Origin of the sequence: Nocardioides pinisoli (assembly GCF_024199985.1) — a bacterium.
GTDB classification, from domain to species: Bacteria; Actinomycetota; Actinomycetes; order Propionibacteriales; family Nocardioidaceae; genus Nocardioides; species Nocardioides pinisoli.
The window spans coordinates 184,115-201,308 of record NZ_JANARS010000007.1 but is presented as its reverse complement, the minus strand read 5'-3'; the positions used below and the strand labels follow the sequence as shown (position 1 = coordinate 201,308).

Sequence of the window (17,194 nt, the reverse complement as noted above, 5' to 3'; positions counted from 1 at the left end):
CGGACCGGTCGTTCAGGCGGAGCGGAGTGCGGCGACGCTCTTCACGAGACGACGCAGCGGCGTGTCGCGCTGCACGCTGAGGCGGCCGCCGTTCGGCGTCAGACCGAAGTGGGACAGCAGGTCCTGGCGCCCCTCGCGCTCGGCCATCAGCATGATCGCGTCCCGGTCGTAGGCGTCGGCGAGCTCGGCAGCAAGGGCCAGGTCGTCGGCCGCGACGGCGTCGTTGATGGACTGGACGTAGTTGGCGTAGAGGGCGTTCAGCTCGTCGGTGAGGCGGGTCTGGTTGGTCATGGACAACCCTTTGATTCGCAGTGGGGCTCGGCTGTGTCCTCTCCAGTCTGGAGCAGGAATTGGATCGATCCAATAGAGCGCCGCCATGATCTTGTGCACACGGGTGACCCCGCGGGCAGGGTGCTCAGGCGGGGGCCTCCTCAGAAGCTCATGTCGAAGCCGCCGCCGTCGAACCCGCCGTCGAAGCCGCCCCCGTCACCGCCGCCGTCGAACCCGCCACCATCGTCGCCGTCGCCGCCATCGCCGCCGCCGTCACCACCGTCGTCCCCGCAGCCGTCGTACCCCGAGCCGAAGTCCCCGAACATCATGCCGCCCATGAACATCCAGGTCATGGGGCCGAAGGCGCCGAAGTAGCCCATGGCGTAGGGCTCGTAGGCCCGGCCGCCCTGCCAGTAGGGGACGCGCTGCGGCCCGACCATCACCTTGCGCACGTCCGGTTCGGCGCCGGCACGGACGCGCTCGGTGTCGAGGGCGCAGGCAGGCACGTCGCGCTCGACGCCGTCCGGCGGGACGAAGGGGACGTCGGCCACCGAGGGGCCATGACGAGGATCGAAGAAGCACGGCGGGCGCCGGGTCGGCAACGGCACCCCTGCGACGCGGGCGCGCACGCAGGCGATGGCATAACGGCCGTCCTCGACGATCCCCGTGACGTGCCGGATGTCGTCGGGCCCGCTGATCGCGTCACCTGCGGTCTTGGCGGACTCGTAGGCGTCGAGCGCTCGCTGGTAGTCGGCGGTGGCGCCGGCGTCGAGCTCGTGCCCGAGCATCTCCAGGTCGAGCTGCTGCAGGTCCTCGCCGAACGCGGTGATGTCCTCGAAGGCCAGCTTCCGCACCGGGGCGAGCTCGTCCTCGCGCCGGGCCAGCTCGCGCTCCTTGTTGCGGCGTGACGCCGCGACCGCGACGGCTCCCAGCACCGCCAGGACGACCACGACCAGGATCAGCTCCATGCTGGAACTGTACGTCCGGCGCGAAGCCGTGCCCACGCACCGGCGGACCGCCCGACCGTGGCTAGGCTCCCTCGCGTGAACGCCACCCTCGTCGCGAAGGACCTGTCCGGCGGCCACGGACACCGGGTGCTCTTCGAGGGGCTCGACCTCACGGTCGCGCCCGGTGACGTGATCGGTGTCGTCGGCGCGAACGGCGCGGGCAAGTCGACGCTCCTGTCGCTCCTCGGCGGGGTGGCCCAGCCGATGGCCGGCTCCGTCGAGTGCGCGCCTCGCGACGCCTTCGTCGGCTGGCTCCCACAGGAGCACGAGCGGGTGCTGGGCGAGACGGTCGCGCACTACCTCGGGCGACGTACGGGAGCGGCGGAGGCCGTCGCGGCGATGGAGGCGGCCGCCGGTGCGCTGGGCTCGGGCGAGCCGGGTGCGGACGACGCCTACGCGGTGGCGTACGACAGGTGGCTGGCGAGCGGCGCACCCGACCTCGAGGACCGGATCGCGCCGGTGCTGGCCGACCTGGGGCTCGACGTCGGTCCCGACGCCCTGATGACCGCCCTCTCCGGTGGCCAGGCCGCGCGCGTGGCGCTGGCCGCGCTGCTGCTCAGCCGCTTCGACGTCGTCCTGCTCGACGAGCCGACCAACGACCTCGACCTCGACGGGCTCGCGCGGCTCGAGGCGTTCGTGCAGGGCCTGCGCGGCGGCGTCGTGCTCGTCTCGCACGACCGGGAGTTCCTCGCCCGCTGCGTCACCCGGATCGTCGAGCTCGACCTCGCGCAGGGCAGGGTCAGCGTCTACGACGGCGGCTACGACGCGTTCCTCGAGGAGCGTGCGGTGGCCCGGCGCCACGCCCGGGAGGCCTACGAGGAGTACGCCGAGACCCGGGCCGACCTCGTGACGCGGGCGCGCACCCAGCGGGAGTGGAGCTCCAAGGGCGTGCGCAACGCGATCCGCAAGAACCCCGACAACGACAAGATCCGGCGCCGTGGGTCCATCGAGTCGGCGGAGAAGCAGGCACAGAAGGTCCGCCAGATGGAGTCGCGGATCGCACGGCTCGAGGAGGTCGAGGAGCCGCGCAAGGAGTGGGTCCTGCAGTTCGACGTCGGCGCCGCACCGCGCTCGAGCGAGGTCGCGGCCACCCTCAACGAGACCACCCGAACCCTGGGCGACTTCACCCTCGGCCCCGTCTCCGTGCAGGTCAACGCCGGCGACCGGATCGGCATCACCGGCCCCAACGGGGCGGGCAAGACCACGCTCCTCCGGCTGCTCCTCGGTGAGACCGCCCCGGACGCCGGCACCGCCTCGCTCGGCGCGTCCGTCGCCGTCGGCGTGATCGACCAGGCCCGCACCGGCCTGGCCGAGGACCTGCCGCTGGGCGCCGCCTTCGAGGCCGTCGTGCCGGAGATGACGCAGGCCGAGGTGCGCACGCTGCTCGCCAAGTTCGGCCTCAAGGCCGACCAGGTCACCAGCCTGGTCGGCCGCCTCTCCCCCGGCGAGCGCACCCGCGCGGCCATGGCGCTGCTCCAGGCGCGCGGGGTCAACCTGCTCGTCCTCGACGAGCCGACCAACCACCTCGACCTGCCCGCCATCGAGCAGCTCGAGCAGGCCCTGGAGTCGTACGACGGCGCGCTGCTGCTGGTCTCCCACGACCGGCGGCTGCTGGAGAACGTCCGGCTGCACCAGCGGTGGGAGGTCGACGGCGGTCGCGTCGTCGTACGTCACTCCTGAGTCGCGGGACGCCCGCCCGCGCCGGCTCAGCCCCGTCGGAGGATGTCGCGCAGGACCTGCGGGTAGTTGGTGATGATGCCGTCGACCTGCCAGTTGACGGCACGGCGCATGTCGGCGCCGGCGTTGACGGTCCAGACGTGGGCCTCCATCCCGTAGGCGTGGACCTGGTCGATCGTGGCGCGGTCGACCGCGCCGAGCGCGGGGTTCACCTGCTGGGCCCACGTCGCTGCCGCGGCGATGTCGACCTCGGTCGGGCGGCTGCCGAAGAGGAGTCCGACCGGGACGTCGGGGGCGAGGTCCTTGTAGGCGCGCAGCCAGACGTGGTTGAAGGACTGCACCACCACGCGGTCGCCCTTGAGCGCGCGGGTGAACTCGGGTAGCGAGCGGAGCTCCTTGTCCAGGTCGGTCTCGATGCCGGGGTAGAGCTCGGGGGACTTCGGCTCCAGGAGCATGCCCGCTCCCTGCCCGACGGCGCGGACCCACTCGGCCAGCGTGGGCACCCGCTCGCCGGCGAACTCCGGCGCGAACCAGGACCCGGCGTCGAGCTGCTTGATCTCGGCGAGGGTGAAGTCGCGGACGTTCCACGGCGCGCGGTCGGGGAAGACCTGCTCGACGTCGGTCGTACGGGCGAGGCTGAGGTCGTGCATGATGACGAGCTCGCCGTCACGGGTCCGCTGGATGTCGTTCTCCACGACGTCGGACTTCTGCGCGATCGCGAGCCGGACCGCGGCGAGCGTGTTCTCCGGCGCGGCTCCGGACGACCCGCGGTGGGCGACGACCTCGACCGCCGGTGTGGGTGCGGCGGAGCTGCTGCCGGCTGAGAGCGACAGGATGGAGACGGTCAGGCCGAGCAGCAGGCCCAGCAGGCCGAGCATTCGCGTGGTTGCACGCATGTGATCCTCCGAGAGGTGACGGGGCCCCGCCGGTCCGGCCGGGCCTTCGTCGACACCGTGGCGTGGAGGCACCAACGGACGGTGACCGCAGCGCCACGCGTGCGTGTCGGCCAGGAGGACGTCAGCCGCGCTCGTCGCCCTCGTCGCCCCGGTCGGTGATGGCGCTCAGCATCCGAGCCGCCTCGAGCTCGCACTCGCGCCAGAAGCCGGCGCCGAAGAGGCGCTCCGGCTCGTTCCGCGTCGCTTCGATGATCTCCACGGTGCCCACCTGTCACTCGCCCGCCACGTCCCTTTGAAGAGGAGACGTCGCCGGCCCCCGGTCGTGACGCGGGTTCGCGCGGTCAGTGAGGAATCACGTGGTGATGGAGGGGAAGGTCCACGCTCCGGTGAGGATCTCGGGTCGCGGGCGGTAGAGGCGGACGAGGTAGTTCCAGCCGTCGGTGATCGGGAGCGAGTTGCGCGCGGGGTCGCCGTCGCCGCCGAAGCGGACCGTCACGCTGCCGTCGTCGTCGTGGGCGGCGGTGATGTTGTTGACGCTGTAGGCGCCGCGCTCGTTGGGCTCGAAGTAGCCCTCGGCGTTGTAGACCGAGATCGACCAGAAGCCGTCGACGGGCACGTCGGGACCGACGGTGAGCTCGTACTCGCCCACCGGCAGCCCGGGTGAGACCCCGACGTAGGTGGCCTCGGCGTCGGGCAGCCCGCCCCAGCCGGCGGCCGAGCCGATCAGGTGGTGCACCGGGTCGACGTCCTCCCGCCGTCCGAAGGTCGACTGGAAGGACGTCATGTCGGCGGCCAGGCTCAGCAGTGCCCCGCGGGTGCGGTCCAGGCTCGCGGTGTCGTAGTCCGGCGGCGTGAAGGTCCGGCCGGCCGGCGCGTCGAGGAGCAGCTGGTCCTGGAGCGCGGCCACGGCAGCCAGGTCGTCCGGGTCCCGCGGGTCGACCAGGGTGCGTGCGGCGAGCACGACGTACGCGCTGCCGAGGCGCTCGGCGGTGAGCTCGTAGGTGCCCGGGTCGTGGAGGACCTGGTTGATGTAGTGGTCCTCGTCGACCGCCATGACCGACAGGTAGCGGCGTCCCGCGTCCGGCACGGTGAGGGTCGCCCCGGCGGAGACGTCGACGACCGCGAAGCTGTAGAGCGTGTCGCGGTTCATCCGGATGACGGTCTGCCTGTCGACCGGCGCCGGCGTCCGGTTGTGCTCGAACCGGTTGATGCCGCCGGCGTCGCGCTGCAGGTCGGCCATCATGCGGTGGGTCTCGGCCCGGGCGAAGTTGTCCACGTTGACGTTGATGGCGCTCATGTCGCGATCCTCGGCGAACCGCTGCGGCGCTTCCTCCCCCGAGTCAGGTGAAGACCGTCCGTCTACCCCTAGTCTGGGCCCATGCCAGCGTCCCGCACCCGCCGAGCCCGGGCGGCCAGCAAGCGCAAGCGGCGGATGGCTGGCGTCGAGCACGACCTGAGCCCGAGCGAGTGGACGGCGCTGCAGGAGGCGTGGGGCGGGTGCGCCTACTGCGGGGCGACGGGCGGACCGGTGCAGAAGGACTGCGTGCTCCCGATCTCCCGCGGGGGTCGCTACACGCTCCTCAACGTCGTCCCGGCCTGCGCGTCGTGCAACGCCAGCAAGTGCAACGACGAGGTGACCGGCTGGCTGCGCCGCAAGCGACTCGACGAGCGGGCGTTCCTGGCGCGCCTCACGGCTGTGCAGGCCGAGCTGCGGCGCGACGCGACCGCTACAGAGGCGTGTCCTGCGGCACCACCCGCAGCACGCTGAGCGTTCCGGCCTCCCGGCCCACCACGACCGCGACCCCGTCGAGCCGCTCGAGGGCCGCGCGTACGTCGTCGACCTCGAGGCGCGTGTCGACGGCGATGTCGGCGTCGCGGACCGGCACGGCCGTCTCCGGCCACTCGGACGAGTCGACCTCGAAGGGGTCGAAGTCGGTCTGGGCGGCCGACCACAGCTGCAGCGCGGACTCGGCGACCATGTCGTCGGTGGTGGACTGATCGGAGCTCATGCGTCGAAGGTACCCACCTGCGCCCCGTTGACCGGCACCGGTTGACTGGCCCCATGGCGACCCGACTGCTCCTCCTGGCGGACACGCACGTGCCCAAGCGCGCCCGCGACCTGCCGGCCGAGGTGTGGGCGGCCGTCGAGGAGGCCGACCTCGTGGTCCACGCCGGCGACTGGGTCGACGTGCGCCTCCTCGACGAGCTCGAGGCGCGCTCGGCGCGGCTGGTCGCGTGCTGGGGCAACAACGACCACGGCGAGCTGCGCGAGCGGCTGCCCGAGGTCGCGCGCGTGGAGGTCGAGGGGGTCCGTCTCGGCGTCGTCCACGAGACCGGTCAGGCGAAGGGCCGCGAGGAGCGCATGAGCGTGGGGCACCCCGACCTCGACGTGCTCGTCTTCGGCCACAGCCACATCCCGTGGGACACCGTCACCCCGACCGGCCTGCGGTTGCTCAACCCCGGCTCCCCCACCGACCGGCGACGCCAGCCGCACTGCACCTACATGACCGCCACGGCCGCGGACGGCGGGCTCAGCGACGTCGTGCTGAGACGTCTACCGCCGCGGGCGTAGGCGCCCAGCCGCGGTCGTCGAGCGAACGGCGCCCACGGAGGTCGACATGACACCCGGTACCCATGGCCCTAGCCAGCACGCGCACTGCGCTCCATGATGTGACCCCTGCCACACGATCGCCCCCGGAGGAGCCGCAGATGACCGCCACCGAGACCGACCCCGACGTCCTGGCCGTGCGCGAGGACTACGAGGCACGCATCCTCGGCCTGCACATGCCCGCCACGGTGCGGCAGGCGGCGGAGAAGCACGGCGACCAGCCCGCCTTCTCCGACAGGTTCGACGTGCCCGAGGGCGAGACCTGGTCGACCATCACCTGGGCCGAGACCTGGGAGCTGACCCGGCGGGTGGCCGCCGCCCTGATCGACCTCGGCGTCGAGCCCGGCGACCCCGTCGCGATCATGGCCGCCAACCGCACCGCCCACACCCTGGCCGACTACGGCGCGATGACCGCGGCCGCCGTGCCGATGTCGATCTACAACACCCTGGCCCAGGACCAGGTGGCCTTCATCGCCGGTGAGTCACGCCCCGTCGTGGTGGTGCTCGAGGACCACGACCGCTACCAGCGCTGGGAGAAGGCTCTCGACGAGGTCGACTCGATCCGCCACGTCGTGATGCTCGCCGACGCCGACCGCGTCGACGACCCGCGTGCCATGACGTGGTCCGACCTCCTCGCCCGCGGCGAGGACACGAGCGGCGTCGACGCGCGGATGGATCGGATCACCCCCGACCTCCCGGCGACCTTCCTCTACACCTCCGGCACCACCGGCAACCCCAAGGGCGTGGTGCTCACCCACCACAACGTGATGTACGAGGCGGTGTCCACGCTCGACGCCGGGGGCCTCCACGGCCCGCAGCGCACGATCAGCTACCTCCCGCTCGCCCACATCGCCGAGCGCATCCTGGCGACGTACGCTCCCCCGTTCCTGGCCAGCCACGTGCACGCCATCCCCGACCCCGCCGGCCTGCTCGGCGCGCTCGGCGAGGTGCACCCGACCGCCTTCTTCGGGGTGCCGCGCGTGTGGGAGAAGATCAAGACCGGCATCTCGGCCAAGCTCGCCGAGGACCCCGACCCCGACAACCAGAAGCTCGTCACCGACGCGATGGCCGCCGGCCTCGCGTGGACCCAGGCCCACGAGTACGGCAACGAGATGACGCCGGAGGTCGAGGAGGCCTACGCCAAGGCGGACGAGGCGATCCTCGGCTTCCTCCGCCTGCTGCTCGGCCTCGACCAGGTGCAGTGGGCGGCCAGCGCCGCGGCGCCGATGCCGCTGGAGGTCGCGAAGTTCATGGGCGGCCTCGGCGTGAAGGTCTACGACGTCTACGGCATGACCGAGACGACGGGTGCCTTCACCTCCAACGGGCCCGACGCGTTCAAGCTCGGCACGGTCGGACGACCCAACCCAGGCATCGAGGTGCGGCTTGCCGAGGACGGCGAGATCCTGTGCCGCGGCCCGGTCAACACCCCCGGCTACTACAAGCAGGAGCAGGCGACGCGCAATCTCATCGACGAGGACGGCTGGATCCACACCGGCGACATCGGCACCGTGGACGAGGACGGCTTCTACTCGGTCGTCGACCGCAAGAAGGAACTCATCATCACCTCGGCGGGCAAGAACATCGCGCCCTCCAACATCGAGAACTACCTCAAGGAGTCGCCGATCGTCGGCCACGCCATGGCGCTCGGCGACGACCGCTCCTACGTGGTGGCGATCATGACCCTCGACGGCGAGATCGCCCCGCTGGTCGCGGCGAAGATGGGCATCACGTTCACCGACCTCGCCGACCTCTCGACCAAGCCCGAGATCCGCGCGATGGCGCAGGCCGCGGTCGACAAGGCCAACGAGCGGCTCTCCCGGCCCGAGCAGGTCAAGGCGTGGGAGCTGCTGCCCGACGAGTGGACGGCCGAGTCCGAGGAGCTGACCCCGACGCTCAAGCTCAAGCGCCGGGTCGTGAAGACCAAGTACGCCGACGTGGTGGACAAGCTCTACACATGACGACCTCCTGTCGCGCGGCCCTCCGCGCCACCGTGGCGGCAGCCGCCGCGATCGCCGTCTCCGCCGGGCTCGCACCGGCGGCGCCCGCGCACTCCACGGACCCGGGGGCGCGTCGCGCGCCGAGCACCGTCCTCGACGTCCGCGGCCTCGAGCAGGGCGACCCGCCGGCGATCGCCTGGAGCGAGCGGCGGTCGGGCCGGACCGTCATCCACGGCGTCGGCGGCACCCGCACGCCCGTGCCGAACCGGCTCGACCAGTTCGCACCGATGGGCTCGGGCCACGTGATCCAGACGATCGGTGCCGGCGGCGCCACGACGCGCTGGATCGGCGCCGACGGCACGCCCGGGCGCCGCGAGTGGCGCACCGGCTACGGACTGGCCGTCTCGGCCCGCGGCGGCGCCGTCGCGTTCGCGGGGAAGGCGGGCCGGGTCTGGTCGATCGACGAGGACGGCGACCGGGTGCTGTCGTTCGCCCCCGTCCCGATCACCGGCCGGGGACGGGCCGTCGCGCTGTTCGGCGAGGACTGCAAAGAGAGCGCGACCAGCACCGGCTGCGCGGTCTACGTCAACGGGCCCACCCGCGGCTTCTACACCTCCTCGCACGGCATCGTCGACCGGGTGCCGCGCCTGCGGCTGACGTCGACCGGGCGCGGGAGGTGGCTCGGGGGCATCACCTCGCTGAGCGACACCGGCTCGTGCAGCGCGATGCTCCGCAGCTCGGCCGTGCGGTGGCGCACCTGCGACAACCAGCTCTCCGACATCTCCCCCGACGACCGCCACGTCCTGGGCACCCCGGCGTACGCCGACGGCTTCGGCCCCGGGACGCTCGACGTGCTCGCCACCGCCGACGGCGCGGTGGTGCGGTCGTTCACCTCGGCCCGCAACGGTCGCTCGGCGACGTACTTCGACGAGGTCTGGGAGGACGCCGGGCACGTGCTCGTCGTGACCTACCAGGCCGACCGGTGGGCGGTCGTGCGGCTGGGCGTCGACGGCTCGATGGAGTACGCCGTCGCCCCGCGCCGCGGCTCGATCGACAGGGGCGCGCCGCTCCAGCTGCAGACCCGCTGACCGCACCCGCGTCGCTCGACCCTGTCTAGACCTCAGGGCTATTACCGATGCACACCACGGCCTTCGCCTGTTCGACTGGGAGGCATGCATCGACAGATCGCGGGGTCGCTGACGGGACGGGTCACCAAGTGGGTCGTGCTGGCGACCATGCTGCTCCTGACGGTCTTCATGGCCTTCTTCTCCTCCAAGCTCACCTCGGTCCAGAACAACGAGGCCTCCTCCTGGCTGCCCGAGTCGGCCGAGTCGACGAAGGTGCTCGAGGAGCTGTCCGAGACCGTCGACCCCAACGACATCCCCACGCTGGTGGTCTTCCACCGCGACGGTGGGCTCACCGAGGCCGACCTCGCCGCGATGGAGAAGGACGGTCCCGAGATCGCCGAGCTGGACGGCGTGACCGACCAGGGCGTGCTGACGCCCGCCGCCGCCGAGGCCGCCAAGGCGCAGGGCGCCGAGGTGCCGACCCTGGTCTCGGAGGACGGCGAGGTCGCCTACCTCTACTTCGTCCTCAACTTCGGTGCCAACGGGTGGAACGACATCCCCGACGCCGCCGAGGAGATCCGCGACATCGCCGTCCTCGACGGCGGCGAGGTCCACCTGGCGGGCTTCGGCGGCCAGGCGGCCGACTCGGCCGAGGCGTTCGAGGGCATCGACACCAACCTCATCTTCGCCACGCTCGGGGTCGTCATCCTGATCCTGCTCTTCACCTACCGGAGCCCGGTCCTGTGGCTGCTCCCGATCCTGTGCGCGGTGTCGGCCAACTTCATCGCCACCGGCCTGGTCTACCTCCTCGCGAGGTACGCCGACCTCACGGTCAACGGCCAGAGCCAGGCCATCCTCAGCATCCTGGTGATCGGCGCCGGCACCGACTACGCCCTGCTCCTGGTGGCCAGGTACCGCGAGGAGCTCCGTCGCCACGAGGACCGGCACGAGGCGATGGCGTTCGCGCTGCACCGCGCCGCGCCCGCCATCTTCGCCAGCGCGGCCACCGTGGCGGTGGGCATGCTGTGCCTGTCGTTCGCCGACCTCAACTCCACCGCCGGGCTCGGCCCGGTCCTCGCCATCGGCGTCGCGGTGACCATGCTCGTGATGATCACCCTGCTGCCGGCCCTGCTGGTCATCTGCGGCCGCTGGGTCTTCTGGCCCAAGCGTCCCACCTACCGCAGTGCCGAGCCGACCGCCAACGGCCTGTGGGCCCGGGTCGGCCGGGCGATCAGCCACCGCCCCCGCCGGGTCTGGCTCACCACGACCGGGCTGCTCCTGCTGGCCTGCCTCGGCCTGTTCCGCCTCGACGCCTCCGGGCTGTCGACCGAGGACACCTACACGAAGGAGTTCGACTCCATCAAGGGCCAGAAGCTGCTGACCGAGCACGGGCTGGCCGACAACTCCAACACGATCCAGGTCACCACCGCGACCGACAAGGCCGCGGACGTGGCGGCCTCCCTGTCGGGCATCGACGGTCTCGGCGCGGCCGGGGAGCCGCAGCCGCTGGCCGACGGGCGGTCCTGGTTCGAGGCCACGATCAACGCCGACATCTCCTCCAGCACCGCGGCCGACATCGTCGAGGCATCCCGCGACGCGGCGCACGCGGTCGACGGGGCGGACGCGCTGGTCGGCGGCGGCTCGGCGTTCTACCTCGACACCAAGATCGCCAGCGAGCGCGACAGCTGGGTGATCATGCCGCTCGTCCTGGCGGTCGTGCTGCTGATCCTCATCGGGCTGCTCCGCGCACTGGTCGCACCGCTGATCCTGATCGCCACGGTGGTGCTGTCCTTCGGCGCCGCGCTCGGCATCTCGGCGTTGCTCTTCGAGTACGTCTTCGGCTTCGCCGGGTCGGACCCCGGGTTCCCCCTGTTCGCCTTCGTGTTCCTGGTGGCGCTGGGCATCGACTACAACATCTTCCTGATGACCCGCGTGCGTGAGGAGACCATCACCTACGGCACCCGCAAGGGCTCCCTCATCGGTCTCGCGTCGACGGGTGGCGTGATCACCTCGGCCGGCGTCGTGCTGGCGGCGACCTTCCTGGTCCTCGGGTCGCTGCCGCTGGTGTTCCTCGCCGAGCTGGGGGTCGCGGTGGCGCTCGGCGTCATGCTCGACACGCTCGTCGTACGCTCGGTGCTGGTCACCGCGCTCAACCTCGACCTGGGCGGCAAGATCTGGTGGCCCAGCAAGCTCGACCGGGCCGACGCCCCGCTCACCGAGGCCGAGGCCGACAGGCCGCTCGAGACGGTGCACTGAGAAGACGCCGGGTGCCGGTGCCGGTGCCGCCCGGCCGGCGCGAGCGCGGGTGGTAACGATGCGCAGGACGGACGCCGATCGAGGGCGGTGAGATCACGCGCATCGAGACCTCGACCAAGGCCTCGGGCGAGGTGGTCGACCTGCTCGCCGCCCTGCAGAAGTCGGTGGCCGCGGCCAAGACCGCTCGCGGCGAGGCCGACTCCTCGGACGACTCCGACGACACTGCCGAGGACGAGAAGCCGGCCACGAAGGCCGCTGCGAAGAAGCAGGCCAAGAAGGCCAGCTGAGCCACTGGTGTGATCGCCGAGCCTCCGGTCGCGTCCGAGCGGTGGCCCGAGGGGATTCCTCGGCCGCGCGATCCCCCTCAGGCACCGCCCGCGCGCGTGTCGGCGTACGACGCGCCCGGCAGCGGTGACTGACGCGGGTACCGGGCCGGCGAAGTCCCCCTCACGCACCGCTCCAGGCAGGCCGCGCGGGCGTACGCCGATCTCCGCGCCGCCGGTTCCGGCTCGCTGGGGAACCATCGGCACTTCCAACCGCAACTCTGCGGTGCGCCCGCCGGAGGGGCGCCGTCACCGCGACGGCAGCGTCAGCACCTCGGCACCGTCCTCGGTGATCGCGATGGTGTGCTCGCTGTGCGCGGTGAGGCAGCCGGTGGCGCTGCGGAGCGTCCAGCCGTCCTCGTCGGTGACGAGCTCGTCGGTGTCGGTCATGACCCACGGCTCCAGCGCCAGCAGCAGGCCGGGCCGGAGCTGGTAGCCGCGACCGGGCCGGCCGTCGTTGGAGACGTGCGGGTCCTGGTGCATCGTGGTGCCGATGCCGTGGCCGCCGAACTGCATGTTGATGGGGTAGCCGTCGGCGCGCAGGACGCTGCCGATGGCGTGGGACAGGTCGCCGATCCGGGCGCCCGGTCCGGCGGCGGCGATGCCGGCGGCCAGCGCCCGCTGGGTGGTCTCGATCAGCTCGACGCTCCCGGCCGGGCGGCTCTCCCCCACCACGAAGCTGACGGCGGAGTCGGCGGCGACGCCGTCGAGGCGCACCGCGAGGTCGAGGGTGAGCAGGTCCCCGTCGGCGAGCCGCTGGTCGCGCGGGCGGCCGTGCAGCACCGCGTCGTTGACCGCCGTGCAGACGTAGTGGCCGAAGGGGCCGCTGCCGAAGGACGGGGCGTAGTCGACGTAGCAGGACTCGGCGCCGGCGTCGCGGATCATCTCGGCCGTCCAGCGGTCGAGGTCGAGCAGGTTGGTGCCGACCTCGCTGCGCGAGCGGAGCGTCTGCAGGATGTCGGCGACGAGGGCGCCGGTCCGGCGGGCGCGGTCGACCTGGGCAGGGGTGAGGATCTCGATCATCGTGGGCTCATCATCTCAGGCCCAGCCTCGCACACCGCTTGCTCGTGCTCCCGCTGCACAGGTCGTCGAGGGTGAGGATCCCCTCCGCGACCAGCACCGAGGTGAGGGTGTCGACGGTGACGTCGCTGTGGCTGTAGAGCCACGACTCGACGCCGTCGACGTCGACGCCGCCCTCCACGGGGTTGTCGGCGAGGTAGGCGACGGCCAGGTCGGCTGCCCGGTCGCTCATCGGCCCGGTGGGGACGTAGGTCATCGACTCCTCCTTCCCCATCACGACGTCTCGCGCGGCCTCGACGTCGGAGCCCGACTGGCGGGGGACGGAGCCGCGCTCGAGGCCGACGAAGCGGTCGGACCCCGGGACGAGCTCGCCGAGCGAGACGACCGGGAGGTCACCGCCCGTGAGGGTGCCGAGGTCGTCGGGGTCGACCGGAACCACCACGACGACGTCCGCTGACTCCGCCTCGGCCTGGCGGGCCTGGCTCTTCTGGGTGGCGGCGTCGCCCTCGGCGTCGTAGACCCGCACCCGGCACTCGTCGCACGTCGACTCGACGCGGTCGGTGAGCCGTTCCACGTCGACCGCGCGGGAGGAGGTGTCCCCCGCGTCGCCGACGAGGACCGCGATGGTCGGCTCGTCGCCGGCGCACCCGGACAGCAGCGGGGCGAGGACGAGAGCAGCGGTGAGGAGTCGGGCGCGGAACATCCCGAGGAGGTTATCGGCTCGGGCGGCCGCGCACGGCCTCGACGTGGCCCGTCATCCGGCCAGGCGGGTGCCGACGCCGACCAGCGCCGTGCCCAGGGCCGCCACCGGGTCGACGAACAGGGGCTCGAGGGCGATCTCCGCGGCCCCCAGCAAGGACGAGTCCGAGCCGAGCCCCGGCAGGGTCAGCGTCACCGACTCGAGCGGAGCGGGGAGTGCCCGATCGGCCAGGGCGGCCTCGACCTCGGGGCCGACGAGCGCGTAGAGGGAGCGGAAGTACCCGCCGAGCACCACCTGGCGGGGGTTGAAGACGTTGACGATGTCGGCGAGTCCGTGGCCCAGCGCGGTCCCGGTGGCGCGCACGGCCGGGGACGGCTCGCCGAACCCGGCGAGCACCTCGTCGAGCTGCGCGACCTTGTCGCTCGGGCAATGGATGGCCTCGGCGATCGCGTGCGCGCCGACCTCGGTCTCCCAGCACCCCCGGTTGCCGCAGTGGCACTCGCGGCCGGCCGGGTTGAAGCGCAGGTGGCCCACCTCGCCGGCATAGCCCCCGGCACCCTCGAGCCGGACTCCGCCGGCGATGACACCGGCTCCGACGCCCACGTTGCCCGAGACGTAGATGAGGTCGTCCACCCCGACCGCCACCCCGCGCACGTGCTCGGCGAGCGCGCCCAGGTCGGCGTCGTTGGCGATCGAGACCGGCACGTCGAGGCCGAGGGCGGCCAGGACGATCCCGCCGAACGACACGTCGTGCCACTCGAGGTTGGGGGCGAGGCGGATCAGGCCGTCGCTGTTGCGCACCAGGCCGGGGACGCTGATCCCGATGCCGACGAGCTGCGCGGCGTCGGGGACGCCCTCCACCACGCACCTGATGAGCCCGGCGACCGCAGCGCCCACCTGCCACGCCTCGCCGTCGCTGCGCACCGGCGCCTGCGACCGCTGCAGCACGCGTCCGCCGAGACCGATGCGCGCCACGACGGCCCGGTCGACCCCGAGGTCCACCGCGATGACGAACGGCCCGTCCTCGGCGATGCGGACCCCCGCGGACGGGCGACCCGCACCCTGCCGCGGGATGCCCTCGGCCGGAAGCGCCCGCTCGGTGATGCCGAGCGCCTCCAGCTCGTTGACGAGGGCGGCGATGGTGCTGCGGTTGAGGCCCATGCGGCCGGTCAGCTCGGCGCGCGAGATCTGACCGGCCCCGTGGACGTGCCGCAGGACGGTGCCGAGGTTGTGGCGACGCGCGAGCTCCTGGTTGGTCCCCAGGCCCGGACGCCGGCGGGTCGTCACGACCACCCCTACACGCCTGCGGAGGAGCGGCGGCGGCGCGAGATCGCGTCGACGCTCGCGGCGAGCAGCAGCACGCCACCCGTGACGAGGAAGTTGATGTAGCTCGCCTGGTTGAGCAGGCCGAGGCCGTTGGGGATCGTGGCGATGACCAGGCCGCCGACCACGGCGTCGAGCGCCCGGCCGCGACCACCGAAGAGGCTGGTGCCGCCGATGACCGCGGCGCCGACGGCGTAGAGCAGCTCGTTGCCGCCACCGGACCCCGGTGAGACCTTGCCGGTGTAGGAGGCCGCGAGCAGGCCGCTGATCGCCGCCATGCTCGAGCAGATGACGAAGGCCATGATCCGCACGCGCCGCACGTTGATGCCGGCACGCCGGGCCGCCTCGGCGTTGCCGCCGACCGCGTAGAGGTGCCGGCCGAAGCGGGTCTTGGTCAGGATGTACGTCCAGAAGAGGAGCAGGGCGATCACGACGGGGGCCACCCACGGGATGCCGGCGATGGTGAACAGGTCGGGGTTGGGGGCGCGGTTGGCGCTCAGGAGTGCGGTGATGCCGAGCACGATCACGGCGAGGACGGCGATCTGGATGACGACCAGGCCGAGGGGCTTGTGGACCAGGCCCTTCGCCGAGAGCGAGCGGTAGCGCCACAGCGAGAGCGCGGCGAAGCCCACGACGATCAGGATCGCCGCGATCCACCCCGCGGTGACCGGGACGTTCTTGATCGACAGGCCGCGGAGGACCTCGTCGTTGAACCGCAGCGACCCGCCCGAGCCGATCAGCTTGAGCGGCACCGCCTGCAGGGCGAGGAAGAAGGCGAGGGTGACGACGAAGGACGGGATGCCGAGGAAGGCGACGAGCGAGCCGATCGCCAGACCGATCACCGCGCCCACGGCGACGCCGGCCAGGGTGGCCGCCCACCACGTCCAGTCGTAGTCGATGAGCATCAGCGCGATGATCGTGGCCGAGGCGCCGCCCGCGACGCCGGCGGACAGGTCGATCTCGCCGATCAGCAGGACGAAGACGATGCCCATCGCCAGCACGATGATGGAGCCGGCCTGGATGACCAGGTTGGCCATGTTGTAGGTCGTCAGGAACCGGTCGTTGAGCGAGGCGAAGACGACGAAGAGGAAGACCAGGCCCAGGATCGCGGGCAGGGAACCCATGTCGCCGCCGCGCAGGCGGTTGACGTAGTCGCGGGCCGAGTCGCCGATGGTGGCGGCTTGCCGGTTGTCGTTGTCGAAGCCGCTCGGGGCGGGGCTCGGAACGGACGCGGTGTCGGTGTCAGTGGTCATGGTGGGGTCTCCGGTCCTTCTCAGACGTCCGCGGTCATGGGGTTCTCGGCGATGCCGAGGTCCCCGGAGCGCCCGGCGGTGATGAGCTCGACGATCTGGCTGTGCGTGACGTCCTTGGCCGGGACGTCGGCCGCCACGCGGCCCAGGTAGAGCGCGGTGATCCGGTCGGCGACCTCCAGGACGTCGCCCATGTTGTGCGAGATCAGCACCACGCCGAGGCCGCGGTCGGCGAGACGGCGTACGAGGTCGAGGACCTGTCGCGTCTGGGCCACGCCGAGGGCGGCAGTGGGCTCGTCGAGGAGGACGACCTTGGAGTTCCACAGCACCGCCTTGGCGATGGCCACGGTCTGACGCTGGCCGCCGGAGAGGCTGGCGACGCTCTGGCGCACCGACTTCACGGTGCGCACGGAGAGCGAGGCGAGGGTCTCGCGGGCGCGGGTCTCCATGGTGACCTCGTCGAGACCGAAGCGGCTGGTCTCCTCACGGCCGAGGAACATGTTCTCGACGATGTCGAGGTTGTCGCACAGGGCGAGGTCCTGGTAGACGATCTCGATGCCGAGGGCGGCCACGTCGCGCGGGCCGTGCACCTCGACCTTCTTGCCCTCGAAGATGTAGTCCCCTGTGTCGCGGCCGTAGATGCCGGCGATGATCTTGACGAGGGTGGACTTGCCCGCACCGTTGTCGCCGACGAGCGCGGTGACCTGTCCGGGATAGACGGCGAAGTCGACGTCGTGCAGCACGTGCACCACGCCGAAGCTCTTGTTGACCCCGCGCAGCTCGAGCAGCGGTTCAGGCATGTGACCTACTCCGATCCGAAGAATTTGTTGTCCGCGTCACGGAACGGCGTCCGGGTCACC

General features: G+C 71.9%; 18 protein-coding genes. 7 read left to right on the top strand and 11 right to left on the bottom strand.

Features of this window, described 5'->3' with window-relative positions; genetic code table 11:
- Positions 1 to 12: 12 nt before the first annotated feature.
- Together NCI01_RS16935 and NCI01_RS16930 are read right to left on the bottom strand one after the other, a co-directional pair.
- A complete protein-coding gene (locus NCI01_RS16935; RefSeq protein WP_254182664.1) occupies positions 13 to 291 on the bottom strand; it encodes a hypothetical protein in 279 nt (92 codons plus the stop codon).
- Between the two features lie 140 nt (positions 292 to 431).
- Entirely contained in the window at positions 432 to 1,238 is an 807-nt protein-coding gene (locus NCI01_RS16930; RefSeq protein ID WP_254182663.1) for a hypothetical protein, read from the bottom strand.
- A gap of 75 nt (positions 1,239 to 1,313) precedes the next feature.
- Here NCI01_RS16930 and NCI01_RS16925 point away from each other — a divergent pair, with 75 nt between their 5' ends.
- Positions 1,314 to 2,957, top strand: a complete 1,644-nt coding sequence (locus NCI01_RS16925; RefSeq protein ID WP_254182662.1) for an ABC-F family ATP-binding cassette domain-containing protein — start codon at positions 1,314 to 1,316, stop codon at positions 2,955 to 2,957.
- 26 nt (positions 2,958 to 2,983) lie between these two features.
- Here NCI01_RS16925 and NCI01_RS16920 read toward each other — a convergent pair whose 3' ends face one another.
- The 3 genes from NCI01_RS16920 to NCI01_RS16910 form a co-directional block, all read right to left on the bottom strand.
- On the bottom strand, positions 2,984 to 3,850 hold the full coding sequence (locus NCI01_RS16920) for a glycerophosphodiester phosphodiesterase (RefSeq protein WP_254182661.1): 867 nt from the start codon (positions 3,848 to 3,850) through the stop codon (positions 2,984 to 2,986).
- A 121-nt stretch (positions 3,851 to 3,971) separates the two neighbouring features.
- Positions 3,972 to 4,109, bottom strand: a complete 138-nt coding sequence (locus tag NCI01_RS16915; protein WP_254182660.1) for a hypothetical protein — start codon at positions 4,107 to 4,109, stop codon at positions 3,972 to 3,974.
- 93 nt (positions 4,110 to 4,202) lie between these two features.
- A complete protein-coding gene (locus NCI01_RS16910) occupies positions 4,203 to 5,147 on the bottom strand; it encodes a DUF1214 domain-containing protein (RefSeq protein WP_254182659.1) in 945 nt (314 codons plus the stop codon).
- A gap of 81 nt (positions 5,148 to 5,228) precedes the next feature.
- On the opposite strand from NCI01_RS16910, the gene NCI01_RS16905 reads away from it, so the two are divergent.
- Positions 5,229 to 5,618: an HNH endonuclease gene (locus NCI01_RS16905; protein ID WP_254182658.1), complete on the top strand. Its 390-nt coding sequence runs from the start codon at positions 5,229 to 5,231 to the stop codon at positions 5,616 to 5,618.
- Here the strand turns inward: NCI01_RS16905 and NCI01_RS16900 are convergent.
- Positions 5,578 to 5,859, bottom strand: a complete 282-nt coding sequence (locus NCI01_RS16900; protein WP_254182657.1) for a hypothetical protein — start codon at positions 5,857 to 5,859, stop codon at positions 5,578 to 5,580. The two genes, NCI01_RS16905 and NCI01_RS16900, sit on opposite strands and share 41 nt — an antisense overlap.
- A gap of 53 nt (positions 5,860 to 5,912) precedes the next feature.
- On the opposite strand from NCI01_RS16900, the gene NCI01_RS16895 reads away from it, so the two are divergent.
- From NCI01_RS16895 to NCI01_RS16875, 5 genes are all read left to right on the top strand, one after another.
- Entirely contained in the window at positions 5,913 to 6,422 is a 510-nt protein-coding gene (locus tag NCI01_RS16895; RefSeq protein WP_254182656.1) for a metallophosphoesterase family protein, read from the top strand.
- A 137-nt stretch (positions 6,423 to 6,559) separates the two neighbouring features.
- On the top strand, positions 6,560 to 8,416 hold the full coding sequence (locus NCI01_RS16890; RefSeq protein ID WP_254182655.1) for an AMP-dependent synthetase/ligase: 1,857 nt from the start codon (positions 6,560 to 6,562) through the stop codon (positions 8,414 to 8,416).
- The gene (locus NCI01_RS16885) at positions 8,413 to 9,483 is read left to right on the top strand and encodes a hypothetical protein (protein WP_254182654.1); all 1,071 of its coding nucleotides are present in this window, start codon (positions 8,413 to 8,415) and stop codon (positions 9,481 to 9,483) included. Before NCI01_RS16890 ends, NCI01_RS16885 begins: the two co-directional genes overlap by 4 nt.
- Before the next feature lie 84 nt (positions 9,484 to 9,567).
- Positions 9,568 to 11,718: an MMPL family transporter gene (locus NCI01_RS16880; protein WP_254182653.1), complete on the top strand. Its 2,151-nt coding sequence runs from the start codon at positions 9,568 to 9,570 to the stop codon at positions 11,716 to 11,718.
- Between the two features lie 131 nt (positions 11,719 to 11,849).
- The gene (locus NCI01_RS16875) at positions 11,850 to 12,005 is read left to right on the top strand and encodes a hypothetical protein (RefSeq protein ID WP_254182652.1); all 156 of its coding nucleotides are present in this window, start codon (positions 11,850 to 11,852) and stop codon (positions 12,003 to 12,005) included.
- A 285-nt stretch (positions 12,006 to 12,290) separates the two neighbouring features.
- On the opposite strand, the gene map is transcribed toward NCI01_RS16875, so the two are convergent.
- The 5 genes from map to NCI01_RS16850 are packed head-to-tail and all read right to left on the bottom strand — an operon-like array spanning position 12,291 to position 17,134.
- On the bottom strand, positions 12,291 to 13,064 hold the full coding sequence (gene map, locus NCI01_RS16870) for a type I methionyl aminopeptidase (RefSeq protein WP_254182651.1): 774 nt from the start codon (positions 13,062 to 13,064) through the stop codon (positions 12,291 to 12,293).
- Positions 13,065 to 13,074: 10 nt separating this feature from the next.
- The gene (locus NCI01_RS16865; protein ID WP_254182650.1) at positions 13,075 to 13,764 is read right to left on the bottom strand and encodes a type 1 periplasmic-binding domain-containing protein; all 690 of its coding nucleotides are present in this window, start codon (positions 13,762 to 13,764) and stop codon (positions 13,075 to 13,077) included.
- Positions 13,765 to 13,815: 51 nt separating this feature from the next.
- Positions 13,816 to 15,048 carry an ROK family protein gene (locus NCI01_RS16860; RefSeq protein WP_254182649.1) on the bottom strand — a complete coding sequence of 411 codons (1,233 nt, stop codon included), beginning with the start codon at positions 15,046 to 15,048 and terminating at the stop codon, positions 13,816 to 13,818.
- Between the two features lie 8 nt (positions 15,049 to 15,056).
- Positions 15,057 to 16,337, bottom strand: a complete 1,281-nt coding sequence (locus tag NCI01_RS16855; RefSeq protein WP_254182648.1) for a sugar ABC transporter permease — start codon at positions 16,335 to 16,337, stop codon at positions 15,057 to 15,059.
- A gap of 20 nt (positions 16,338 to 16,357) precedes the next feature.
- The gene (locus NCI01_RS16850; protein WP_254182647.1) at positions 16,358 to 17,134 is read right to left on the bottom strand and encodes an ATP-binding cassette domain-containing protein; all 777 of its coding nucleotides are present in this window, start codon (positions 17,132 to 17,134) and stop codon (positions 16,358 to 16,360) included.
- Between the last annotated feature and the right edge of the window lie 60 nt (positions 17,135 to 17,194).